Genomic DNA, 24,248 nt, shown 5'->3' on the forward strand with positions numbered 1-24,248 from the left:
TATGCAAAAGCAAGCAGACAAGGGCGTTGTCGGTGCCTGACGCAGGTTTTTTTATGACGCAGTAAACGAAATTAAAAATGCTTCTGATATTTTGGGAAAATAGGTCGAGCAAATCGAGTTAAAAATTGCTCCAGTTTTTTACGGCGGGCTATCCCTGCCCTCAGCCCTTCGGGCCGCCGCAAGCGGCGTTAAAAATTGCTCCAGGTTTTTACGGCGGGCTATCCCTGCCCGCCACCCTTCGGGCCGCCGCAAGCGGCGTTAAAAATTGCTCCAGGTTTTTACGGCGGGCTATCCCTGCCCGCCGCCCTTCGGGCCGCCGCAAGCGGCGTTAAAAATTGCTCCAGGCAATTTTTTATGTTTACCATGTGATGAATGGGAAAAAGACAGGAAGCATGATGTTGCCAAGCTCACAAGAATACTATCTGGTTATTACCGCACTGGGGGTGGATCGCCCTGGTATTGTCAATGCGATTACCCGCCACGTCAGCAGCTGTGGCTGCAATATCGAAGATAGCCGTCTTGCTATGCTGGGCAAAGAGTTCACCTTCATTATGTTGCTGTCCGGTAGCTGGAACGCGATAACGCTGATCGAATCAACCCTGCCGCTGAAAGGCGCGGAGATGGATTTGCTGATCGTGATGAAGCGCACGGAGTCACAGGCTAGCCAGCCAACGCCCTCTACCGTCTGGGTGAAAGTTGACGTTGCCGACTCCCCTCACATCATTGAGCGCTTTACCGATTTGTTCGATTCTCACCAGTTAAACATTGCTGAGCTGGTGTCAAAAACCCAGCCCGCCGAGGGTGACAAGCCGCCGCAACTGTACATTCAGATTGCCGCACACAGTTCTGCTACGCTGGATAGCTCAATTATTGAGCCAGCCTTTCATCAGCTATGTACAGAATTGAACGCACAAGGCAGTATTAGCGTCGTTAACTATGCCCAGTAATATTTGGGCTCAGTAGTATTTGGGCCCAATAGCATAACGTTGCCATTATTATTGCAAAGGGCATGGGCATATCCACAACATGAAGAGAAACAAGACGGAGAGTCGTGATGAACACACTGAAAGCCGGTGATACAGCACCGAAATTTAGCTTGCCCGACCAGGATGGCGAACAAGTAAATTTAACCGACTTCCAGGGACAGAAAGTGTTGGTGTATTTCTACCCTAAAGCGATGACGCCAGGATGCACCGTTCAAGCCTGCGGTCTGCGCGACAACATGGACGATCTGAAAAAACATGGCGTTGAAGTTCTCGGTATCAGCACGGACAAACCAGAAAAGCTGTCCCGTTTCGTCGAGAAAGAAGTCTTAAATTTCACGCTGCTTTCTGATGAAGATCATCAGGTTTCAGAAGGATTTGGCGTTTGGGGAGAAAAAACCTTCATGGGGAAAACCTATGACGGTATTCATCGCATCAGTTTCCTGATCGATGAAAACGGCAAGGTAGAGAAGGTGTTTGACGACTTCAAAACCAGCAACCACCACGACATCGTTCTCGATTACCTGAAAAACGCCTGATTGCGGTTTTCAAATCCTCCACTGGCACCGTGATACGTGCCGGTTTTCGTTGATTTTGGAAAAACGCTCACAATAGTTTGTTAAATCAGCGAGTCGGCACAAGACCTCACCTTCTCTTTCTGCTATACCACAGTAGACCAACATACAACGTCATCGTGAGATGCGAGTAACTCAGTCAAATAAGGCAACATAATCATCATGAAAACGGTAACCAGAAGCGATCATCTAAGCCATATAGTAATTGAAGGATATAAATCAATTGCTAGCTGCGATCTGCATATGGGCTGCCTGAATGTGCTGATTGGCGCAAATGGTGCCGGGAAATCGAATTTCATTAGCTTTTTCCGACTCATCGCCACGTTATTGGATCAGCGGTTACAACTGTTAATCAGTAAGTCTGGTGGCCCTGATGCGTTATTACATTTTGGCCGTAAAAAAACAGACGTGCTGAAAGGCGAACTCTATTTCGGAAATAACGGTTATAAATTCGCACTGGAACCCACCAACGATAACCGTATGATGTTCCAGCGAGAGGCGTTATGGTGGAACCTTAATGGCGATAATGGCGTTAACTCAGGGCATTTTGAATCCGTAGCCGAGCAACATCGTTCAAATATAAAAAAATACACGCTCCCTGCTATGCGTCGCTGGCGTGTTTATCATTTTCATGACACCAGCGAAAGCGCCAGAGTTAAACAAATCCACCGTATTAATGATAATGACTATTTGCGGGAAAACGGTGCCAATCTGGCTGCATTTCTATTTCGTCTGCAAAAAAATCACACCGAACACTACCAACGTATCGTAAAAACGATCCAAATGGTCGCGCCCTTTTTTGGTGATTTTTATCTCCGAGCGACGCCGGATAACCCCGAAAGCATTCAACTCGAATGGGTCGAAAAAGATCAGGACATTCCCTTTAAAGCCCATGAATTGTCAGATGGTACACTGCGTTTTATTCTCTTGGCGACGGTGTTACTGCAACCTGAAATATATATGCCCAGTGCCATCATTATCGATGAGCCGGAATTAGGTTTGCACCCCTATGCTATCAGCGTACTCGCTGCACTCATCAGAAGTGCGAGTGAACAACATCAACTCATTGTTTCAACACAATCTGTTGAGCTGGTTAATGAATTCGAAGCCGAAGATCTTATCGTAGTAGATAAACACCTTGGTGCATCTACATTTAAACGTTTGGATCAGAACACACTGCAAGAGTGGCTGGAAGATTACAGTCTGGGAGAACTGTGGAAGAAAAACATACTCGGCGGGAGGCCACAGAGATAACGATGATCAGGATAAAGGTATTTGTTGAGGGACAAACGGAAGAGACATTTGTCCGCGATACGTTGGCACCTTACTTTACACCGCAGGGCGTTTACCTTGACGCGATTCTGGCGCAAACCAGTCGGGGACATAAAGGTGGCATCGTCAGCTATGGAAAAGTAAAACATCAAATTACCAAACTTTGTCAGCACGATAAGAAAGCCTGGGTGACAACGTTAATTGATTATTATGGTTTACCGACAGATTTCCCTAAGGTTGGACAGGGAAAACCCATTAACGGTGATATTTATTCATGGATCGAGGATTTGGAAAACGCCTTTGATGCCGATATTGCTCAGCCTAATTTTATCCCTAATTTTTTATTACATGAATTTGAAGCGTTGTTATTTTGCGACCCAGAAAAATTCGCAGATTGGCTTGAGGACAAAAGACGGATAACAGAACTTAACAATATTAAACTCGCCTTTGATTCTCCTGAATGTATTAACAATAGCCCACAAACGGCACCATCAAAACGTATTCTGGCGGCAATACCAAAATATCAAAAGACACTACATGGGCCACTGATTGCCGCTGATATCGGGTTGGATACGATTCGACGGCAATGTCCTCACTTTGCAGGCTGGCTACAGCGTCTGGAAGCATTGAAACCGTCTCATTCCTGATCGTTCATCTCTATCAAATGAGATTTATTTCATGCTGGCGATCCCTCTTCACCACGTTTTTCCCTCTCGGGCATTTCTTTGTCTTCCATCGCTGGCTAAGATAGTTGGCAGAATGCTTTCACGTTAGCTGTTGATAAGGTTATCTTCCGTTATGTCTATTCGGTTAAGAAAAACGGTCATGTCTGTCCTGCTCGGGGCGTTACTGGCTGGCAACCTGCTTCCTGCTCAGGCCGACACGCAGGATCGGCTGCCGGATATCGGCACCACTGCGGGCGGCACGCTCAGTATCAATCAGGAACTGGCTATGGGGGATTTTTACGTCCGCCAGCTACGGGCCGGCGCGCCGCTTATCAACGATCCGCTACTGTCCAATTACATTAATCAGCTCGGCAACAGATTGGTCAAGCAGGCCGATTCGGTACGCACGCCGTTCCATTTCTATCTGATCCGTAATGATGACATCAACGCCTTCGCCTTCTTTGGCGGCAATGTGGTGCTGCATTCCGCGCTGTTCCGCTATGCCGATAGCGAAAGCGAACTGGCTTCCGTGCTGGCGCATGAAATCTCCCACGTTACCCAGCGCCATCTGGCTCGCAGCATGGAATCACAGCAGCGTAGCGCCCCGCTTACGTGGGTCGGCGCGCTCGGTTCCATACTGTTGGCGATGGCTAATCCACAGTTGGGGATGGCAGCGCTCAGTGGTACGCTGGCGGGTGCACAGCAGGGAATGATTACGTTCACTCAGGCAAATGAGCAAGAAGCAGACCGTATCGGAATTCAGGTCTTGCAGCGTGCAGGCTTCGATCCACAAGCCATGCCGAATTTCCTGCAAAAGCTGGCTGACCAATCGCGCTACGCCTCAAGACCACCGGAAATGTTGCTGACGCACCCCTTGCCGGAAAGCCGCCTGTCCGACGCCCGTAACCGCGCCAACCAGATGCGCTCAACGCCGGTACAGTCTTCTCAGGATTTCCTGTTCGCCAAAATACGCACCTTTGGTATGTATGGCTCACCGGATCGTCCGCTGAGCAACGATCTGCTGGAGCAATGGGAAAAAGGCAACGTGCGGGAACAGCTGGCCGCGAAGTATGGCCGAGCGATTCAGTTTTATCAGGCGAAGAAATACGATGAGGCGCGCAATGTGCTGCAACCGCTGCTAAGCAGCGCGCCTGAAAACCCGTGGTTTTTGGATATGATGACCGATATCGATCTGGGACAAAACCGCGCAACGCAGGCGATCGGCCGCTTACAAAACGCGCCTGGTGCGCAGGCTAATCCGGTGCTTCAGTTGAATCTGGCGAATGCGTATGTCGAAGGGAAACAGCCTGCCGCCGCCAGCAAAATACTGTATCGCTATACCTATGCGCACCCCGACGATTCAAACGGCTGGGATCTGCTGGCGCAAGCCTCAGCAGCACAAGGACAGCGGGCGGAAGAACTGGCTGCACGCGCAGAGAGTCTGGCGCTCAACGGCCAGCTCGATCAAGCTATTCGGCTACTGAGCAACGCGAGCTCACTGGTTAAATTGGGGAGTCTGGAACAGGCGCGCTACGACGCCCGCATCGACCAGCTTCGTCAGTTGCAACAGCGTTTCCGCCAGTACCAGAAATCCTGATAAGGAACATGACGATGACACAATCTTCAACCCAACTTTATTCATCCCAACCCGCCGTGACGATTTACCATAACCCGCGCTGCTCCAAGAGCCGCGAAACGCTGGCACTGTTGCAGGAGCATCATGTTACACCCAACGTCGTGCTCTATCTCGATACGCCGCCCGATGCCGCGACGCTGGCGCAGCTCATCCGGCAGCTAGGCTTTAACAGCGCACGCGAGTTGATGCGAACCAAAGAAGAGATTTATCAGCAGTTGGGGCTGTCCGACGCCGCGCTGACGGAAACACAGCTAATTCAGGCAATGATCGATAATCCGAAGCTCATTGAGCGCCCCATCGTCGTGGCACACGGTCGGGCACGTATTGGTCGCCCGCCGGAACAGGTGCTGGAAATACTGTCGTTGTAAAAAATGGCGGTAAAAAATAGTGGTAAACAAGAGACGTGAACGATCCTCAACGACGATCTTTTAACAGCGATCGCTAACTACAGACCGAGGATCTCTTTCACAAAAGGAATGGTCAGCTTGCGCTGTGCAGTGATGGAAGCATGGTCGAGCTGATCGAGCGTCATAAATAACGTACGCATTTCCCGATCCAGACGCTTAAGCAGAAAACGGCTCACGTCTTCCGGCAATTCGAACCCGCGCAGTCTGGCACGCAGCTGTAGCGCTTCCCCTTTCTCATCATCCGACAGCGGTTGCAGCTTATAGATTTGTCCCCAATCGAGACGGGAAGCCAGATCGGGCAGACGTAAATTCAACTGACGCGGTGGACGATCGCCGGTAATCAACAGCCGGGCACGTCCTGTTTCCTGAATGCGGTTATACAGATTAAACACTGCCATTTCCCACTCTTCATCACCCGCAATCGATTCAATATTATCGATACACACCAGCGCCAGTTGTTCCATGCCTTCCAGCACGTCCGGCACAAAGTAGGCGCGTTTATCTAACGGCACATAGCCCACCGCACGTTCCTGACGCGACAACTCAGCGCAGGCAGCATGCAGCAGATGGCTGCGCCCGCCCCCTTCGCGTGACCAGAAATAGATATAGCTACCATGCTCCTGATGCAAAGCATTATTGATGGCGGCAAGAAGAGACGCGTTTTCACCCGGATAGAAACTGGCAAAGGTTTCGTCATCGGGTAAGTAGAGTGGCAATGAAAGCTGTGCCGGCGTGTTCAGAATCACCTCGAGCAAAACGGGCAGGAAATCGAATCGAGTTTATCACAGAAACCGGGCCCTGTTGAGGACGCGATGTGCACGGCCTCAACAGGGAAACTGACGCGGTTATGGACGTGCGTCGTTCTCTTCCGGCGCATCGAGGATCTCTTCCTCTTTGCGGAACAGGCTAATGACCTTAAACACCAGGCTCATCCCGATACCAACAACGGTCGCCAGCGCCATGCCTTTCAGCTCGGTCGCCCCCAGATGCACTTTCGCACCGCTGACGCCGATGATCAGAATCACGGAAGTCAGGATCAGGTTTTGCGCTTTGTTGTAATCCACTTTGGATTCAATCAGCACGCGAATACCGGACGCCCCGATCACACCGTACAGCAGCAGCGATACGCCGCCCATAACGGGAACCGGTACAGCCTGAATCGCCGCCGCCAGTTTGCCCACGCAGGAAAGCAGGATCGCGAGGATTGCTGCACCGCCGATCACCCAGGTGCTGTACACTTTGGTAATCGCCAGCACGCCGATGTTTTCGCCGTAGGTCGTGTTCGGCGTGGAGCCAAAGAAGCCAGACAGCACGGTAGAAATGCCGTTGGCGAACATGGAGCGGTGCAGCCCCGGTTCACGCATCAGGTCTTTCTTCACGATATTCGCCGTCACCACCAGATGGCCGACATGTTCTGCAATCACCACCAGCGCCGCAGGCAGAATCGCCAGAATGGCAAACCACTCAAAGCGCGGCGTATAGAATGTCGGCATCGCGAACCAGTGAGCTTCACGAATCGGAGTCAAATCCACCACGCCCAGCGCGAACGACAGCGCATAGCCTGCCAGCACCCCAATCAGAATCGGAATGATCGCCAGGAAACCACGAAACAGCACCGATCCCAGAATGGTGATCGCCAGCGTCGCCAGTGAAATCGTCACCGCAGTGGAATCGACAGAAGCGCCATCGGCAGGCAGCAGCCCGGCCATTCCCGCCGCCACACCGGCCAGTTCAAGGCCGATAACCGCAACAATCGCCCCCATCGCCGCAGGAGGGAACAGCACATTCAGCCAGCCAGTCCCGGCTTTTTTAACAATCAGCGCCACCAGACAGAACAACACGCCGCACATAATGAAACCACCCAGCGCGACTTCGTATCCCAGCGGCAGCAACAATAAAACCGGAGAAATGAACGCGAAGCTCGATCCCAGATAGGCCGGGATTTTTCCCTTACAAATAAATAAATACAGCAGCGTACCGACACCGTTGAATAACAGTACGGTTGCCGGATTGATCTTGAACAGAATGGGTACCAGAACGGTAGCGCCAAACATCGCAAACAGATGCTGGAAACTCAACGGGATGGTTTGTAACAAGGGCGGTCGTTCACTTACCCCGATGGCGCGACGAGTCATCTTCAATATCCTCTGTAGTGTTGTTATTTATGTGTCTTCTTATGGCAGCCAGACTTACCCCGCCCCACCGCAGTGATGAAGCAGGAGAATGTTGGCTACTGATGTAATAAAAAACCGACTATGGTCTAACACAGGCAGTGGAGAACCATAGGAAATACTTAGGTTCCCGCCAAAAAAAAGCCGACTAATAAGTCGGCTTACCTGTTATTTCGTACCAAATATTTTATCGCCCGCATCGCCCAGGCCCGGCATGATGTAACCCTGCTCGTTGAGGCCTTTATCGATGGATGCCGTGTAAAGCTCGATATCCGGGTGAGCTTTTTCCAGTGCGGCAATCCCTTCTGGCGCCGCGACCAACACCAGCACCTTAATGCTGTGGCAGCCTGCTTTTTTCAGCAGATCGATCGTCGCGATCATTGAGCCGCCGGTCGCCAGCATGGGGTCAACCACCAGCGCCATGCGCTCTTCGATATTGGACACCAGCTTCTGGAAATAAGGAACAGGCTCCAGCGTTTCTTCATCACGGTAGATGCCGACAACGCTGATGCGCGCGCTAGGGACATTTTCCAGCACGCCTTCCATCATCCCCAACCCTGCACGCAGAATCGGTACGACGGTAATTTTCTTGCCTTTGATCTGATCGACTTCAACCGGACCGCACCAGCCATCAATGGTGACCTTCTCAGTGACCAGATCGGCGGTGGCTTCATAAGTCAGCAAACTTCCCACTTCGGAAGCCAGCTCACGAAAACGCTTCGTGCTAATATCGTTCTCTCGCATCAAACCCAGTTTGTGTTTGACGAGTGGGTGTTTCACCTCGACGATCTTCATCTTTATCTCCCCATCGGCTAGTGGACGGACAAAAACGCCAAGCGCGTTTTTAAACACCGCTTGCGGCGGCCCGCAGGGCGGCGGGCACAAGAGCCCGTCGTAAAAAAAATCGCGGGATTATACCGCCTTTTTTGCTTAGCACCATACGATTAAGCCTGATCCAGATCAACCGAGAAGAGAAATTGTTGCCGTTAACGAAAAATAGCCCGCCGATGACTCATCACTCGCAAACGATTGCCTACACTGTTAGAATTATCGCGCACTATTTTTACCACAGTATGTTTTCTCAATACCGTGTTTTCTGAATACGACCCGTAACCTTCGTGGGGACTCAGCAGTGACCGACAAAACCTCTCTCAGCTATAAAGACGCAGGCGTGGATATCGATGCGGGTAATGCATTGGTAGACCGTATCAAAGGTGTAGTGAAACAGACTCGTCGCCCGGAAGTTATGGGTGGATTGGGTGGTTTCGGTGCCTTGTGCGCCTTACCGCAAAAATACCGCGAACCGATTCTGGTTTCCGGCACTGACGGAGTCGGCACCAAACTGCGCCTGGCGATGGATCTGAAACGCCACGATACCATTGGTATCGATCTGGTTGCGATGTGCGTGAACGATCTGGTGGTTCAGGGTGCTGAGCCGCTGTTCTTCCTCGACTATTACGCTACGGGCAAACTGGATGTCGATACCGCTGCCAGCGTCATTACCGGTATCGCAGAAGGCTGTAAACAATCAGGCTGTGCGCTGGTCGGTGGCGAAACCGCCGAAATGCCGGGCATGTACCACGGCGAAGACTACGACGTGGCTGGCTTCTGCGTCGGTGTGGTAGAAAAATCAGAAATCATCGACGGCAGCAAAGTCCAGAACGGTGATGTTCTGGTGGCCCTCGCGTCCAGCGGCCCACACTCAAATGGCTATTCTCTGGTACGCAAAGTGCTTGAAGTCAGCAAAACCGATCCAGAGCAGTTCGAGCTGAAAGGCAAACCGCTGGCCGACCACCTGCTGGCACCGACCAAAATCTACGTGAAATCAATCCTGTCCCTGATTGAGAAAGTGGACGTTCATGCGATTTCTCACCTGACCGGCGGCGGCTTCTGGGAAAATATCCCACGCGTTCTGCCAGAAGGTATGCAGGCAACTATCGACGAATCCAGCTGGCAATGGCCTGCGGTGTTCAACTGGCTGCAACAGGCTGGGAATGTCAGCCGCCATGAAATGTATCGTACTTTTAACTGCGGTGTTGGTATGATCATCGCACTGCCAGCCGAACAGGCAGACGAGGCCGTTGCATTACTCAACAGCAGCGGCGAAAACGCATGGAAAATCGGCGTCATTACTCAAACCGATGCCGGAGACGCAGTGGTTATTAACTGATGAAAAACATCGTTGTGCTGATTTCAGGTCATGGAAGTAACTTACAGGCGTTGATTGACGCCTGTAAGAACGGACGCCTCAAAGGAAAGATCGCTGCCGTATTCAGTAATAATGCGGAGGCGTACGGGCTAGAACGCGCACAGAATGCGGATATTCCTACGTGCGTCCTGAACCCTGAAGACTTTGCCGACCGTGCTGCATTTGATGCGGCACTGGCAAACGACATTGAGCAATATGAGCCGGCGTTGGTGATCTTAGCAGGCTACATGCGGATTCTTAGCCCAGAATTTGTTGCCCAGTTTGCTGGCAAAATGCTGAACATTCACCCTTCTCTGCTACCTAAGTATCCCGGTTTGCATACGCACCGCAAGGCGCTGGAAAATGGCGATCGGGAACATGGGACTTCCGTACATTTTGTCACGGATGAGCTGGATGGCGGTCCGCTGATTCTGCAAGCGAAGGTGCCTGTATTTAGTGACGACACCGAAGAAAGCCTGAGCGAACGCGTGAAAACGCACGAGCACACGATTTACCCGATGGTCATTAACTGGTTCCTGAACGGCAGACTGATGATGCGGGATAATGAAGCCTGGCTCGACAGCGTGCGTATTCCGCCACAGGGCTACGCTGCTGAGTAATTCTGTCTCTTCATCATCTTAGTAAGGCTCCCACTGCGGAGCCTTACTCACTTCCTCTTCCTGCTTTTTCTTACCTCCCCCTTCTCCGCATATTTCTTCCCTACACACGCGACACATCGCTATTTTCAGCCCTATCCACGCTTTAAATATTTACTAATCTTTACTAAGCGAACACTAAGACTCAGATAAAAAAGAACATTTCTCTCAACCGACATTACACATACTTTTCATCGGTTGAAAACGAAAATGACAATGATTATCTTTCCCCATCCTAAATTCTGTGAACTCCATCATGCGTACTGCCTTACTGCTTTGCCTGCTTTTTCTCAGCCCGCTTTTGCAGGCAAAAACCGTCACTGATATGTTGGGTCGACAGGTGGAGATCCCAGACAGCCCCCAGCGCATCATTCTGGGCGAGAGTCGCATGCTGTATACGCTGGCGCTGCTTCAACCTGATAACCCGGCAAAGCATGTCGTCGGCTGGCCGGGCGATATGGCGCGCTACGATGCGCAAAGCTGGTCACGCTATACCGAAAAATTCCCGCAGCTTACCCAGATCCCACAGTTAGGTAACGGCAGCCTGCAAGCAATGAACGCGGAGATGCTGCTGCCGCTAAAACCCGATCTGGTTATTCTTCCCCGGCTGGCAAAAAACGCGGCCAATGAAGATCTGCTGCAACAAACACTGACTCGTGCGGGGATCCCGTTTATTTACGTCGACCTGCGTATCGACCTGCTTAACAACACGTTACCCAGTATTCGCCTGCTCGGCGAGGTACTGAATCAGCCCCAGCGCGCTGCCGCCTTCAGCAATTTCTATCAGCAGCATATGGACGTGGTTCGCCAGCGTATCGCGCAATACCACGGTAAAAAACCGACGGTCATGCTGCATTTGCATCTGGGTAGACGTGATACCTGCTGCACCACGGCGGTCGGCGGCAGCCTTGGCGACCTGCTGACTTTCGCCGGCGGCGAGAATATTGCCAACGGCACCATCAACAGCGTCTACGGGGAATTGAGCCCAGAGCGCGTGCTGGCTGCCAATCCTGATGTCTACATCGCCACCGGCATGGCCGGGCCGGAAGGCAAACGTTTCTCCAGCCTGATGCTCGGACCGCTGGTTAACGCCGCGCAGGCGAAAGAGAGCTTCAACACGCTTATCCGTCAGGAACCTATTTTGTCTCACCTGCAAGCCGTGCAAACAGGCCGGGCCTGGAGCATGTGGCACAACTTCTACCTCAGCCCGTACCACGTCGTGATGGTCGAAATGTTTGCCAAGGCGCTCTACCCGGATCGGTTCGCCGATATCGATCCGCAACAAACACTACAACAACTCTATCAACAGTTTTTACCTATTGAATTTTCAGGGATTTATTGGAGTCAGATTTCGCATGAATAAGTTTTTTATAAAAAAGGCCGCGTTCCGCCACGGCTGGCCGCTGCTGGCGCTGTTGCCGTTTAGCATTCAGGCAGCCATCGTTGATGGCAAAGAAGACACTATGGTGGTAAGTGCCACCCCTGGCGCTCAGGCGGGAAAGGAGACGGGCTATCAGCCGCATAAAACGGTGACGGGTACCCGTACCGAAAGCCGTCTGCTGGATGTCCCCCAGGCGGTCAGCGTCGTCCCCACGCAGGTGCTTGAGGATCGTGCGGTACGCAATATTGATGAAGCGCTGTATAATGTCAGCGGTATCACCCAGTCGAATACGCTAGGCGGCACGCAGGATGCCATCATCAAACGCGGCTTCGGCGATAACCGCGACGGTTCGATCTTTCGTGATGGCGTACGCTCCATTCAGGCACGCAACTTCACGCCCAGCAGCGAGCGGGTTGAAGTGCTGAAAGGCCCTGCCTCCATGCTCTACGGCATGGGCGAACCCGGCGGCGTCATCAATATTGTCAGTAAAAAACCTGAACTGGTACAGAAAACGCACATTGAAGGCTGGGGAAGTAGCTTCAAGGGCGGCGGTGGGCAGTTGGATGTCACCGGCCCGTTAGGCACGTCTGGTCTGGCTTACCGCATGGTGGTGGATCATGATGAAACTGATTACTGGCGCAACTTCGGGCGTAACCGCCAGACGACGGTTGCACCATCCCTCATGTGGTACGGCGAAGACACCACGGTACGTGTTTCCTACGAACACATGGAATACCTGACGCCTTTCGATCGCGGCACCCTTATCGATCCGAAGACGGGCAAGCCGGTTAATACACCGCGCGATCGCCGTTTTGATGAAAGCTACAATGCGACACGCGGCGATCAGGATAGCGTCACCATGCAGGTTGACCGCAATCTGAATGACCGCTGGAAAAGCAGCCTGACTTATTCCTACAACCGCAACCGCTACAGCGATAATCAGGCGCGGGCGATGAGTTATAACGCCGACACTGGAATACTCACTCGTCGTGCAGATGCAACAGCTTACGCACACTCTCAGGCGCAGGTAGTCCAGCTTACGCTGAATGGCGATGTGGATTGGGGGCGCATCAATCATCAGTTACTGTTTGGCTTTGATTACGAAGCGGATAGAACATTCCGTGGTGATATGATCCGTGGGACAAACAATACGACCTTCAATATCTATAACCCTGTTTACGGTCAGTTAGCCGCCTCCACACGCGTCATCGCCTCAGACAGTGACCAGCGTGAAAATATCGACAGCACCGCATTCTTTATGCAGGACACCATTCGCCTTAACGATCGCTGGCAATTGCTGGGTGGTCTGCGTTATGACACCGTCGATGTGATGGCGGGTAAAGGTCGCCCATTTGTCACGCGAACGGATAGCACTTACAGCCGCGCCGTACCGCGTGCAGGTATCATCTACAGCCTGACGTCCTACTCGTCGCTCTATGCCAGCTACAGCGAATCGTTCAAACCCAACTCCTCTATTGCAACGCAAATCGGCTCACTACCGCCAGAATTAGGGCGTTCTTACGAAATCGGTGCCAAATGGGATCTGCCCAATCACATTACCGGTAACGTAGCCCTGTTCGATATTGAAAAACAAAACGTGATGGTAAGCGAACTGATAAATGGCGAAACCGTAACGCGGACCGCAGGGAAAGTGCGCTCGCAGGGCGTCGAACTGGATCTGGCGGGTAGCCTCACCGATTCCCTGAGTCTGATCGGTGCTTATGCCTACACCAATGCCCGCGTTACAGCCGATCCTGAAAATACCGGAAAACGGATGGCCAACGCCGCGCGTCATACCGCGTCACTCTTCCTGACGCAGGACGTTGGCAATATTGGCTTGGCAGCCGGTGACGACCTGCGTACTGGTGCAGGTGCACGCTATGTCAGCCGCCGCGCTGGCGATGCGGCGAACAGCTTCTATCTGGATGATTACATCGTCGCCGACGCGTTTGTCGCCTATAGCCTGCCGCTCAACGGCTACAAGGTGAAATGGCAGCTCAACGTGAAAAACCTGTTCGATCAAACCTATTACCCGTCCAGCGGTAATAATCTGCGCGTCGCCATCGGAGAACCGCGTCAGGTGGTGCTGCGCGCCAGCGTCGATTTCTAATATCCTTTCGCCCCGCATTTCACCGATGCGGGGCATCGTGCTATTTTTCACACCACATCACCCGCCTCCCCGCCGCTATACTAGCGCTGGCACATTCATGCCAGCGTGATGCGTTATTGGTTTGAAGAGCCTTACGAGGCCTTTATCAAACTCAGCGATCTGTACGACAAGCATATTCATGACCCGAGCGAGCGGCGCTTCATTATTGAACATGAGCAGACCAAGGTTGGTCTGGTTGAGCTGGTGGAGATCAACCATATCCACCGTCGCGCAGAATTTCAGATCATCATCGACCCGGCCTATCAAGGTCACGGCTACGCCGCTTATAAGGTTTTGCATAAACGTGGCGGCGGTACTGCGCACGAAACTTTCTCTGCGTTTGCATAGCAATTCGTCCCAGAGAAAATGGCGTATTCTTATACGCAATATTACCCAGCGAATTGCCGGAACAGTGCTTTACCGCGTAATAGCCGTAGCCCCAGCCAGCCGCCGCAGAGCGACAGGAGGAACGCCGCGATTAACGGGAGCGTTATCCACATCGTGACGTTCGGTTCCCAGGCAAAGTTAAAGACCTTACGCTGCAACAGCCACAGCGCCGATTCTGCACCAATCGCCGCGGCCGTTCCCGCCACCAGCCCCAGAACAGCAAACTCACACCACAGTGTGGTGCGCAGCAGGCGTAACCCGGCACCCAACGTGCGGTACACCATCAATTCCTGACGTCGCTGACGCATCCCAACCTGAATCTGTGCCAACAGTAGCAACACACCGCAGAACAGCACCAATATAACCATAATCTCCAGCGCGCGGCTTACCTGCTGCAAAACCTGCCCGACCTGACGCAGAATACTGCCGATATCCAGCACGCTCACCGTCGGGAACTGGCGGTTCAACTGCGTAATCATCTTTTCATCACCGTCGTAACGGAAGCTGGTCAGCCAGGATTGTGGCTGGTTGTCCAACGCCCCCACGGGGAAAATAAAGAAGAAATTCGGACGCAGGCTTTCCCAGTCTACCTGACGGAAGCTGGTGACTGTGGCGCTAAACGGCTGTGTGTCGCCGGTAAAAGTCAGCGTATCGCCAATCTTGATCCCCATCTCTTTGGCTTCTTTTGCTTCCATCGAGACTTCGCCCGTCTTCGGCGCGTCGCCTTCCACCAGGACGTTGTGCTGTGGAATCCCGTTCATCCAGGTCAGGTTCAGTTCACGGTTCACCGTGTTACCGCCCGGATCGTCCTCGTGGATCACTTCCGTCGCAACTTGCTGATTAATCTCCGTCAGCCGCGCACGAATAATCGGGAAGAATTGCTCCGGCGTCACGTCATGCTGAGAGAGGAAATCCTCCACCTGTGGCACCTGTTCTTTCGTGATATTCAGCAGGAAATAGTTAGGGCTACCCGGCGGCAATTGCTGCTGCCAGCGCTCCAGCAAATCACCGCGCATCACCAGCAGCAGCGCTAATAACATGAAGGACAACGAAAACGCCGCCAGTTGACTGAGCGTCGACCACGGCTGACGCAGCAGGCGATTAATGGCCAGACGTAGCGCCAGCCGTTTAACCGTCAGACGCCGTAACAGCAGCAAACCGCCCCAGCCAATGACACCCAGCAGTAGCGACAGCACCGCCACGCCGCCGAGCAGCGACCACAGCAGCACACCGCCGCCGGACAATACCGCCAGCAGCCCGACGACAATAATCAGAACGATCGGCAGGTAATAGCGCAGCGGCCACACGTTCGCCACCACATCCTGACGCAACACGCGCAGCGGCTGTGTCGCCAGCAACAGCCGATACGGACGCAGCCCAACCAACAGCGAGATCAACACCAGCGATCCCAGCGCCCATACCCACGGCCACAGCCCGGAGGCAGGCAATGCGGCAGGCAGCACCGGTGCCAGCATTTTCATCAACAGCGCCTCAAATCCCAGGCCGAGCACGCTGCCACAAATCGCCGCCAAGCCCAGCACGGAAAGCCACTGCCCGATGATTAATCGCCTCAGTGCCTGTTTGCCTGCCCCCAGCGTTTTCAGAATGGCGACCAAATCATAGCGGCTGCGGCAGTAGTGCCCCATCGCTACCGCCACTGCAGCGATAGACAGCAACAGCGTCAGCAGCGCCGACAATAACAGGAACTGCTGCGACCGCTTTAACGACTGGCTCAGCGCGCCTTCGGAATCCTCCATGCCATACCAGCGCTGATCGGGCTTGAGCTGTGGCTTGATGAAGTTGCTGAACTCACTAATCTGTTTTTCATTACCGGAAAACATGTAGCGCCAGGTAATGCGGCCACCCGGCTGAATCGCCCCGGTTTTCTCGACATCGTCCAGATTCATCAGAATACGCGGCGCGGTCTCAAACGGATTGAAGCCCGCATCCGGTTCCTGAATCAGTTCGCCACTGATACGCAACGAAGTATCGCCGACGTCCAGCATGTCACCGACTTTCAGCCCGAGTAGCGCCAACAGGCGCGGCGCCACCAGCACCGTTCCCGCCTCCGCATGCAGCCCTTCCGGACGCGTCTGCAAATTGCCGTACAGCGGATAGCGTTGATCGGTGGCTTTAACCTGCGCCAGTTGCGGCGTATCACCCGCGAACGTCATGGTCATGAAAGAAATCTGTCTACTCAGCGTCAGCCCGCGCTGCTGCGCGTCCTGAAGCCAGGCTTCCGCGACAGGCCGTGAAGCACGCAGCACGCGGTCGCCCGCCAGAAAATCACGGCTCTGCTGGCTGAGCCCTTTTTCCATTCGGTCGCTGATGGTGCCCAGTGCCAACACACAAGCGACAGCCAGCGTTAATGCCAGCCAGACAATCAGTAAGGAAGGAGAGCGCCATTCGCGCCAGAACCACCGCCAGATCATGCATCCTCCCGCAGCTTGCCATCGACTAACCGCAGACGCCGCTCACAGCGTGCCGCCAGTTGCTCATCGTGCGTCACCAGAATCAACGTGGTGGCATGGTCGCGATTGAGAGAAAACAGCAGGTCAACGATGCGCTCACCGGTTTTACGATCCAGATTTCCGGTCGGTTCATCGGCAAACAAGACGTTGGGACGACCACTAAACGCCCGTGCCAGCGCCACACGCTGCTGTTCACCACCGGAAAGCTGAGCGGGAAGATGATGTAAGCGCTCACCCAGCCCGAGCTGCTGTAAAAGCTGTTCAGCCTGCCCGCGGCTGTGGCTATCGCTTTCACCGCGCAGCAATGCGGGTAATTGCACGTTTTCCAACGCATTCAGCGTCGGCACCAGCATGAAAGACTGAAAAACAAAACCCACATGCTGGGCACGCAGCGCCGCACGGCCTTCTTCATCCAGCGCGTTTAGCGATTTGCCCATCAGGCTCACGTCGCCTTCCGTGCCATCATCCAACCCGGCCAAAATTCCCAGCAACGTTGATTTGCCCGAACCGGATTCCCCAATCAAGGCAATTGTCTGCGCAGGTTTGACAATAAGCTCAACTCCGGTAAGGATGGAAAGCCGATTTTCTCCCTGACCAACGTGCTTACTAAGATGATGAACTTCAAGAATGTTTTCTACGTGCGCAGTTTCGCTTGGCGTAGCACTCGCTGGGCTGGTCTTCGCAAACATGTTTTCGTCCTTTTGCTTCTGGGATTATGCAGCGTACGCGCTTTCGCCGCTGACACATTATTAATTCTGGGCGATAGCCTCAGTGCGGGCTATCAGATGCCGATCGCTAACGCGTGGCCAACGCTGCTGAACACGCAGTGGCAGACGCAGAAAAAAGGCATCGCGATAGTTAACGCCAGCATTAGCGGAGACACCACCGCACAAGCGCTGGCGCGTCTTCCTGCCCTGTTGAAACAGCATCAGCCGCGTTGGGTGTTGGTTGAACTGGGCGGCAATGACGGTCTTCGGGGATTTCCAGCAGCCAACATCGAGCAGGATCTGGCGAAAATCATCACGCTGGTCAAACAGGCTAACGCTCAGCCACTGCTCATGCAGGTTCGTTTGCCGACCAACTATGGCCGTCGCTATACCGAGTCATTCAGCAATATCTACCCCAAATTAGCGGAGCAGTTTGCACTTCCGCTGCTGCCTTTCTTTATGGAGCAGGTGTATCTTAAACCGGAGTGGATGATGGAAGATGGCATCCATCCAACCCGGGATGCCCAACCGTTTATCGCAGAATGGATGGCGAAGCAGCTGGAACCCTTAGTTAACCATGAGTCTTAATAAATAGGCTTTTGAATTAGGTAAAGTTATGCAAAAAACGGTCTTCATTACGGGTTGCTCCAGCGGTATTGGCCTGATTGCCGCTCAGGATCTGCAAAAGCGCGGCTATCGCGTGATTGCCGCCTGCCGTCGCGCAGAGGATGTCGCACGTCTGACCACGCTGGGTCTGGAAGCGATTACGCTCGATCTGGATGACAGCGCCAGCGTGGAACAAGCCGCCGCAGAGGTGATCAGACTGACCGATAACCGCTTGTACGGGCTGTTTAATAACGCCGGATACGGCCTGTATGGCCCGCTGAATACCATTTCGCGCCAGCAGCTCGAACAGCAGTTTTCCAGCAACCTGTTCGGTACGCATCAGCTCACGCAATTACTGCTGCCCGCCATGCTGCCGCACGGCGAAGGCCGTATCATCCAGACCAGTTCGGTGTTAGGGCTGGTGTCAACGCCGGGGCGCGGCGCGTATGCCGCCAGCAAATATGCACTGGAAGCCTGGTCAGATGCATTGCGTATGGAGTTACACGGCAGCGGCCTGCACGTCAGCCTGATCGAGCCCGGCCCGATCAGTACACGCTTTACCAGCAACGTCGCACAGACGCAGACAGATAAGCCGGTGACTAACCCCGGCATCGCTAAGCGCTTCACGCTGCCGCCGGAAGCGATATTGCCGAAGCTCCATCATGCGCTGGAAAGCTCGCGGCCTAAATTACGCTATCCCGTGACGCTGGTGGCTCACGCCTTAACCTGGCTGCGCCGCCTGCTACCGGGATGTCTGTTGGATAAGGTATTACGAGGATAAACCTCAGCAGGTGAGGTATTGCGCACTTGCCTCTGTACGAGGCTTGCAAGTGACACCGACAGGCCCCATCTAAGGGTCAAACGCATTCAGGAAGTAAGAGAGGCTACTCATGTTAGAACAACAAGCGACTATCGTTGACGTCAACGAATCCAACCTGCATCAGGTGTTGGAACACTCCATGACACTGCCAGTCCTGTTTTACTTCTGGTCAGCACGTAGCCAGCACTGTCTGGAGCTGGAACCGGTGTTGGACAAGCTGGCGCAGGAATACGCCGGGCAGTTCGTTCTGGCGAAGGTTGACTGTGATGCCGAGCAGCGCGTCGCCGCTCAGTTTGGCCTGCGTTCAATTCCAACCGTTTATCTGTTTAAAGATGGCCAACCGCTGGACGGTTTTCAGGGGCCACAGCCGGAAGAGGCCATTCGTGAATTGCTGAAACGCGCGCTGCCGAAAGAAGAAGAGCTGAAAGTCGCACAGGCACAGCAGTTGATTCAGGAAGATAAACTGCCAGAAGCGATGCAGTTACTGAAAGACGCCTGGCAACTCAGCCAGCAGCACAGCGACATTGGTCTGATGCTGGCGGAAGTGCAGATTCAAATTAAACGCAGCGAAGAGGCCGAAGCCGTATTAGCCACCATTCCTTTGCAAGATCAAGACACGCGCTATCACAGCCTCATTGCTCAGATTGAATTGCTAAAACAGGCAGCCGATACGCCGGAAATTCAGCATCTACAGCAGCAATTGGACGCCGACCCGCAAAATGCGGAACTGGCGGTACAGCTGGCGCTGCAACTGCATCAGGTCGGACGTAATGAGGAAGCGCTTGAGCTGCTGATGGGATTCCTGAAGAAAGATCTGGCCGTTGCTAACGGCAACGCGCGTAAAACGCTGATGGACATCATGGCCGCCCTCGGCACCGGCGACGCCCTCGCCGCCCGCTACCGTCGGCAGCTTTATTCGTTATTATATTGATTCTCTTGTGAAAAAGGCCAGAACGTTGATTTTGGCCTTCTTATTTCAAACATTCGTCCTCGCCTATATTGGATTGATACGATGATTTCGGGTGTGCTAACTCGGCGTAAAAAATTATGCTGAGGAGATAGCAGGCTTAGGATGAGCCGCAGGACGCGGCGAAAGCTTGCGCCACGTCGGGAACGTGTCGCAAGCGGTCCGTTAAGCCTGATACCGACGAAGGCACCGCGTTAGCGGCATAATTTCCGCCGAAAAGCCTGGGGTCAAGGGGCGAGCGGCGTTTGAGCCGTCCCTTGTCGGGCGCGTGCTACGAGGTAGCATGAAAATAACGGTATCATCGCGCACGAAACTCCCCAGAAAGCCGAATAGAAATACAGCCAGGCAGAGACCCTCAATCCCCCGCTGACTACAGCGTCTTCAATACTGAGATCCAGCCGTGGCCGCCGTACACTGACCAGCCGTTTAGCCAGCGGCGCAGCATGTTCATCGCCAGCATAGCAACAACCTCTTGATGGGTTTTCAGGCTGTAGCGCTGTACGTTGAACTGTATCGTTTGGGCGAAAGATCCTTCCGGCGTATGTAGCGCCAGTGATAGCTCGGCATCGTTCCGATTCCCCACAACTAACGCTAACGACGCGCCCTGACGCTCCGCCAGATGGCGAGCATAGTCCGCTAGCCCAGACAGGCTGACATCCTCAACGTTTGCCAGCAGCTCTCCGCCCGCCAGCGGAACATTCGCCGACTGGAGCTGCCAGTTAAGCAATCCCGCCGTGAAGTGTTCACTCACTGACAGCGTCATATCACGTTCAGCAAGACGATTCGCCAACTGCGCAGGTAGCCCTTCCGTTCCTTCAAAGATGGCATTTTCCCCGGCCACATCGCGCACCGTTTCCCACAGTTGCACCATCTTTTCCTGCTGCGTGACTGGGCCGGTCAGCTTCAGCTCAATAATCGGCATAGAAGAGCGGTAACCCAGCACCACGCCCGGCGGTAGCGCCATGCCATCCAACTGGCTTGCCAGATCGCTCTCGGAACGGCCAAAGGTGGTCAAACGCAGGCACAGCGGCGCATCGGCAATAGCAAAACGCTCGCGCAGGCGCGGCATAATCTGCTGATCGACCATGACCTTGAACTCAGATGGCACGCCCGGCGTAAAAAACATCAGGCACTTGTTCAAGTACAGCGCAAAGCCACAGGCGGTGCCCACCGGGTTATCCACCATTTCTGCACTGGCGGGGATTTGCGCCTGTTTGCGATTGCTGGGCGCCATCACTCTGCCGCGTTCGGCAAAAAAGGCCTCCATACGCGCCAGCCATTCCGCGTGCTCAACCAGTCCTTCGCCTGCTGCAGTGGCCGCCGCCAATGCGCTGAGATCGTCGCTGGTCGGCCCCAGCCCGCCGTTCACAATCAGGATATCGGCGATCTGGCTACGCTGCGTTATCGCCGTCACCAGCGCATCGAGATCGTCCCCCACCGTCATCCGGCTGGTCATCGGTAATCCCTGTTGAAACAAATAATCCGCCAACCAGGCCGCATTGGTATCAATAATCTGACCATGCAGCACTTCATCGCCGGTACATAACATCTCGACCCTAAGCATTTTTTTATTCCTCGTGACGATCCTGAAACCACTTTAAAAAGTCGGATGAACAAACACAATATTTCTTTCAGCCAGCCCGAGAACACACACAGCCGACGAGCCACGCTTCAGTGTAAATATAAAGTTACACTCCTCGTAACGGCGTTTTGACAGAAATTACTGAATACTCTACCCTGCTGCCAAAAATATCTGGATAGCCACGCTATATATAGAGGAATAGGTGAAAAATCGTACTCTTGGCAGTATTTTTATCGTTGCAGGCACCACCATTGGAGCAGGAATGTTGGCGATGCCGTTGGCAACGGCCGGCGTCGGATTTGGTACTACGTTAGCGATATTAATCGGTTTATGGGCACTGATGTGTTATAGCGCCCTGCTGCTGGTTGAAGTGTATCAACATCAGCCATCGCACACCGGGCTGGGCACGCTGGCAAAAATCTACCTCGGCCGCTGGGGACAGTGGATTACGGGTTTCAGTATGCTATTTCTGATGTACGCGCTCACGGCAGCCTATATCAGCGGCGCGGGCGAACTGCTCGCCACCAGCATCAGCCAATGGAGTGGCTACTCACTTCCACTGTCCGCCGGAATTCTGCTCTTCACGCTGGTTGCCGGCGGCGTTGTCTGTATCGGGACATCTTCCGTCGATTTGTTTAACCGCATCCTGTTTAGCGGCAAAGTGCTCATGCTCGTCATTATGCTGGCCGTCATGGTGCCACATATTCAGCGCGTTAATCTCTTAACGCTACCGCTGCAACAGGGTCTGACACTCTCGGCATTACCCGTCATTCTGACGTCATTCGGTTTTCACGGCAGTATCCCCAGTATCGTGCACTATATGGGCGGCGACAGCCGTAAGCTTCGCCGGATATTCCTTATCGGTAGCGTGATACCGCTGATTGCCTATATGTTCTGGCAACTGGCGATGCTAGGCAGCCTCAGTTCTTCAACATTCAACGCTATTTTGGCCGATCAGGCGGGATTGAATGGACTGATGCAGGCTATTCGCACGCTGGTGGCTTCACCGCACGTTGAACTGGCCGTTCATCTGTTTGCCGATCTGGCACTGGCGACCTCTTTCCTCGGCGTAGCGCTGGGGCTGTTCGATTATTTAGCCGATCTGTTTAAGCGTAAAAATAGCGTCACCGGACGTGCCCAAACGGGTTTGCTGACCTTTATCCCACCGCTGGTGTTTGCACTCTTTTATCCGCAAGGGTTCGTGATGGCGCTGGGTTATGCGGCGATCGCACTGGCCGTGCTGGCACTGCTTATTCCCGTCCTGCTGAGCTGGCAGGTGCGCAAACAGCGCCCTGAAATACGTGCGACGCGAGGTGGTGCTCCAGTTCTGGCGCTGGTTTTCGCCAGCGGCGTAGGCATCATCCTGATCCAACTGGCGATGGTCGCAGGCTGGCTACCGTCAATCAGCTAATCTTTTTCAGCGACGCCTAGGCATAAAAAAAGAGCGTGAACTCAACATTCACGCCCTTTTTTCTTTCGAACCACGATACCCTAAATAATTCGAGTTGCAGGCAGGCGGCGACACAGTGAATCCCCAGGAGCTTACACAAGTAAGTGACTGGGGTGAGCGAGGAAAGCCAACACACCTGCGGCTTGAAGTATGACGGGTATATCAGAAGCTCAGGCCAACGCCGACATAAGCAGAATCCGCCAGTTTATTATCCGGCCCGCTTTCACGTGCCATATTGATGTAGCGGTAGCCGACATCAACGTTCAGCGGTGCAAATACCTGCCAACGTACGCCCGCTTTCCCTTCAACGTAGTGATCGACATGGCTGGAGAAAGCATCCGGTGAATAGTAACCTTCGCCATATAGCGAGAACTGACGGCTCAGTGGCCATTGCACGCCACCGCCCAGAGCAACACCATAGCCATCATTGCCGTGATCCTGATTCAGGTACAGCGCTTTACCACCCAGAGTCAGCTTGAGTGGACCAACAGGAATGGTGTATCCCAAGCCGAAGCCGTAGACATCATTGTTGTTGTCGCCGTGGGCATAGCTCACATTACCCGCAAGCCCAGGAATGCCCATACCGAAGCCCGCATTAGCGCCTGCATAATCGCGACCTGCTTCCCCGGAAAGGCTAATGGCATGTACAGAAGCCGTTGCAAGCAACAGGCTTCCCGCACAGGCAATCACAAACTTTTTCATTTTCAATATCCTTAAAAACCGTCGTTAAACGCGCGTGTAAAGGTGTTATCGTTGCCGATTCTACCCGAAACGCCCCCTCACTCCAGCAGGAAATTGCCCTGAGCAGTGATTTATTCTTTTAATAATCATGAAAGTTTTCATTCAGTGCTGCTGACAATAGCAACAATAAGCGCGGCCTATTTGCTCAAAGAAGACAAAGTGAACAATAGTACTCACCATGGATGACGACAAAACAGGCAGAAGGAAACGATGATGAGAGAAGGAAAATTAGCGACAGGGAAGCGTGCCGCAGCGATGGATACCCCTCATACGGTGCATGCCGATATGCGCCCCCCGATGCGGTTTCAGGACATGTGGTTTCTGGAAAAGCTGGCGCTGTTTGATCGGGAAACCAGCGCCAATCATCAGGCAACGCATAAAAAACCGGCGGTGAAACCCAGCACCAATGCACCGGACAGCTAGCCTACGGCCAA

At 53.4% G+C, this 24,248-nt stretch carries 22 protein-coding genes and 1 pseudogene; 16 read left to right on the top strand and 7 right to left on the bottom strand.

The annotated features are described in order from the left end of the window. Nucleotides 1–395: 395 nt before the first annotated feature. The 6 genes from O1Q74_RS14310 (at nucleotide 396) to arsC (ending at nucleotide 5,499) form a co-directional block, all read left to right on the top strand. Nucleotides 396–947, top strand: coding sequence for a glycine cleavage system transcriptional repressor (locus tag O1Q74_RS14310; RefSeq protein ID WP_271878935.1), 552 nt, complete (start codon nucleotides 396–398; stop codon nucleotides 945–947). 107 nt (nucleotides 948–1,054) lie between these two features. After that, complete coding sequence (bcp, locus tag O1Q74_RS14315; protein WP_271874034.1) at nucleotides 1,055–1,522, top strand: thioredoxin-dependent thiol peroxidase; 468 nt, start codon at nucleotides 1,055–1,057, stop codon at nucleotides 1,520–1,522. 198 nt (nucleotides 1,523–1,720) lie between these two features. After that, complete coding sequence (locus O1Q74_RS14320; RefSeq protein WP_271874035.1) at nucleotides 1,721–2,812, top strand: AAA family ATPase; 1,092 nt, start codon at nucleotides 1,721–1,723, stop codon at nucleotides 2,810–2,812. A gap of 2 nt (nucleotides 2,813–2,814) precedes the next feature. Continuing rightward, nucleotides 2,815–3,477, top strand: a complete 663-nt coding sequence (locus O1Q74_RS14325; RefSeq protein ID WP_271878937.1) for a DUF4276 family protein — start codon at nucleotides 2,815–2,817, stop codon at nucleotides 3,475–3,477. A gap of 178 nt (nucleotides 3,478–3,655) precedes the next feature. Next, nucleotides 3,656–5,092 carry a beta-barrel assembly-enhancing protease gene (locus O1Q74_RS14330; protein ID WP_442953092.1) on the top strand — a complete coding sequence of 479 codons (1,437 nt, stop codon included), beginning with the start codon at nucleotides 3,656–3,658 and terminating at the stop codon, nucleotides 5,090–5,092. Between the two features lie 14 nt (nucleotides 5,093–5,106). After that, entirely contained in the window at nucleotides 5,107–5,499 is a 393-nt protein-coding gene (arsC, locus tag O1Q74_RS14335) for an arsenate reductase (glutaredoxin) (RefSeq protein WP_271874039.1), read from the top strand. 77 nt (nucleotides 5,500–5,576) lie between these two features. Here the strand turns inward: arsC and hda are convergent, their stop codons facing one another. From hda to upp, 3 genes are all read right to left on the bottom strand, one after another. Continuing rightward, nucleotides 5,577–6,284: a DnaA inactivator Hda gene (hda, locus tag O1Q74_RS14340; protein WP_180742315.1), complete on the bottom strand. Its 708-nt coding sequence runs from the start codon at nucleotides 6,282–6,284 to the stop codon at nucleotides 5,577–5,579. 99 nt (nucleotides 6,285–6,383) lie between these two features. Continuing rightward, complete coding sequence (gene uraA / locus O1Q74_RS14345; protein ID WP_225087281.1) at nucleotides 6,384–7,673, bottom strand: uracil permease; 1,290 nt, start codon at nucleotides 7,671–7,673, stop codon at nucleotides 6,384–6,386. Between the two features lie 204 nt (nucleotides 7,674–7,877). Next, nucleotides 7,878–8,504, bottom strand: a complete 627-nt coding sequence (gene upp / locus O1Q74_RS14350; protein WP_180742314.1) for a uracil phosphoribosyltransferase — start codon at nucleotides 8,502–8,504, stop codon at nucleotides 7,878–7,880. 337 nt (nucleotides 8,505–8,841) lie between these two features. Here upp and purM point away from each other — a divergent pair, with 337 nt between their 5' ends. The 5 genes and pseudogenes from purM to O1Q74_RS14375 form a co-directional block, all read left to right on the top strand. Further along, complete coding sequence (gene purM, locus O1Q74_RS14355) at nucleotides 8,842–9,879, top strand: phosphoribosylformylglycinamidine cyclo-ligase (protein ID WP_271874041.1); 1,038 nt, start codon at nucleotides 8,842–8,844, stop codon at nucleotides 9,877–9,879. Then, nucleotides 9,879–10,517, top strand: a complete 639-nt coding sequence (gene purN, locus O1Q74_RS14360; RefSeq protein ID WP_271874042.1) for a phosphoribosylglycinamide formyltransferase — start codon at nucleotides 9,879–9,881, stop codon at nucleotides 10,515–10,517. Before purM ends, purN begins: the two co-directional genes overlap by 1 nt. 292 nt (nucleotides 10,518–10,809) lie before the next feature. After that, nucleotides 10,810–11,916: an ABC transporter substrate-binding protein gene (locus tag O1Q74_RS14365; RefSeq protein WP_271874043.1), complete on the top strand. Its 1,107-nt coding sequence runs from the start codon at nucleotides 10,810–10,812 to the stop codon at nucleotides 11,914–11,916. Beyond that, complete coding sequence (locus O1Q74_RS14370; protein ID WP_271874044.1) at nucleotides 11,909–14,044, top strand: TonB-dependent siderophore receptor; 2,136 nt, start codon at nucleotides 11,909–11,911, stop codon at nucleotides 14,042–14,044. The genes O1Q74_RS14365 and O1Q74_RS14370 overlap by 8 nt, the downstream gene beginning before the upstream one ends. 96 nt (nucleotides 14,045–14,140) lie before the next feature. Next, a pseudogene (locus tag O1Q74_RS14375) lies at nucleotides 14,141–14,368 on the top strand (GNAT family N-acetyltransferase); the annotation flags it as partial. Between the two features lie 104 nt (nucleotides 14,369–14,472). Here O1Q74_RS14375 and ybbP read toward each other — a convergent pair. Further along, nucleotides 14,473–16,902, bottom strand: coding sequence for a putative ABC transporter permease subunit YbbP (gene ybbP / locus O1Q74_RS14380; protein WP_271874046.1), 2,430 nt, complete (start codon nucleotides 16,900–16,902; stop codon nucleotides 14,473–14,475). Then, a complete protein-coding gene (gene ybbA, locus O1Q74_RS14385; protein ID WP_271874047.1) occupies nucleotides 16,899–17,630 on the bottom strand; it encodes a putative ABC transporter ATP-binding protein YbbA in 732 nt (243 codons plus the stop codon). The genes ybbP and ybbA overlap by 4 nt, the downstream gene beginning before the upstream one ends. Here ybbA and tesA point away from each other — a divergent pair. The 3 genes from tesA (at nucleotide 17,553) to O1Q74_RS14400 (ending at nucleotide 20,005) form a co-directional block, all read left to right on the top strand. After that, nucleotides 17,553–18,236, top strand: coding sequence for a multifunctional acyl-CoA thioesterase I/protease I/lysophospholipase L1 (gene tesA / locus O1Q74_RS14390; RefSeq protein ID WP_442953093.1), 684 nt, complete (start codon nucleotides 17,553–17,555; stop codon nucleotides 18,234–18,236). The genes ybbA and tesA overlap by 78 nt on opposite strands. 28 nt (nucleotides 18,237–18,264) lie before the next feature. Beyond that, entirely contained in the window at nucleotides 18,265–19,035 is a 771-nt protein-coding gene (locus O1Q74_RS14395; RefSeq protein ID WP_225087273.1) for an SDR family oxidoreductase, read from the top strand. Between the two features lie 109 nt (nucleotides 19,036–19,144). Further along, entirely contained in the window at nucleotides 19,145–20,005 is an 861-nt protein-coding gene (locus O1Q74_RS14400) for a co-chaperone YbbN (RefSeq protein ID WP_271874049.1), read from the top strand. A 406-nt stretch (nucleotides 20,006–20,411) separates the two neighbouring features. Here O1Q74_RS14400 and O1Q74_RS14405 read toward each other — a convergent pair whose 3' ends face one another. Continuing rightward, nucleotides 20,412–21,605, bottom strand: coding sequence for a nicotinamide mononucleotide deamidase-related protein YfaY (locus tag O1Q74_RS14405; protein ID WP_271874051.1), 1,194 nt, complete (start codon nucleotides 21,603–21,605; stop codon nucleotides 20,412–20,414). Nucleotides 21,606–21,825: 220 nt separating this feature from the next. Between O1Q74_RS14405 and tyrP the strand changes: the two genes are divergently transcribed. Continuing rightward, nucleotides 21,826–23,034, top strand: a complete 1,209-nt coding sequence (tyrP, locus tag O1Q74_RS14410; RefSeq protein WP_271874054.1) for a tyrosine transporter TyrP — start codon at nucleotides 21,826–21,828, stop codon at nucleotides 23,032–23,034. Between the two features lie 201 nt (nucleotides 23,035–23,235). On the opposite strand, the gene O1Q74_RS14415 is transcribed toward tyrP, so the two are convergent. Then, entirely contained in the window at nucleotides 23,236–23,775 is a 540-nt protein-coding gene (locus O1Q74_RS14415) for a YfaZ family outer membrane protein (protein ID WP_271874057.1), read from the bottom strand. 252 nt (nucleotides 23,776–24,027) lie between these two features. Here O1Q74_RS14415 and O1Q74_RS14420 point away from each other — a divergent pair, with 252 nt between their 5' ends. Then, nucleotides 24,028–24,237 (top strand): catalase, encoded by a 210-nt coding sequence (locus O1Q74_RS14420; RefSeq protein ID WP_271874060.1) that lies wholly within the window; start codon nucleotides 24,028–24,030, stop codon nucleotides 24,235–24,237. Nucleotides 24,238–24,248: the final 11 nt, after the last annotated feature.

The sequence above is a fragment of the Pectobacterium sp. A5351 genome, from assembly GCF_028335745.1.
In the GTDB taxonomy this organism is placed as follows: domain Bacteria; phylum Pseudomonadota; class Gammaproteobacteria; order Enterobacterales; family Enterobacteriaceae; genus Pectobacterium.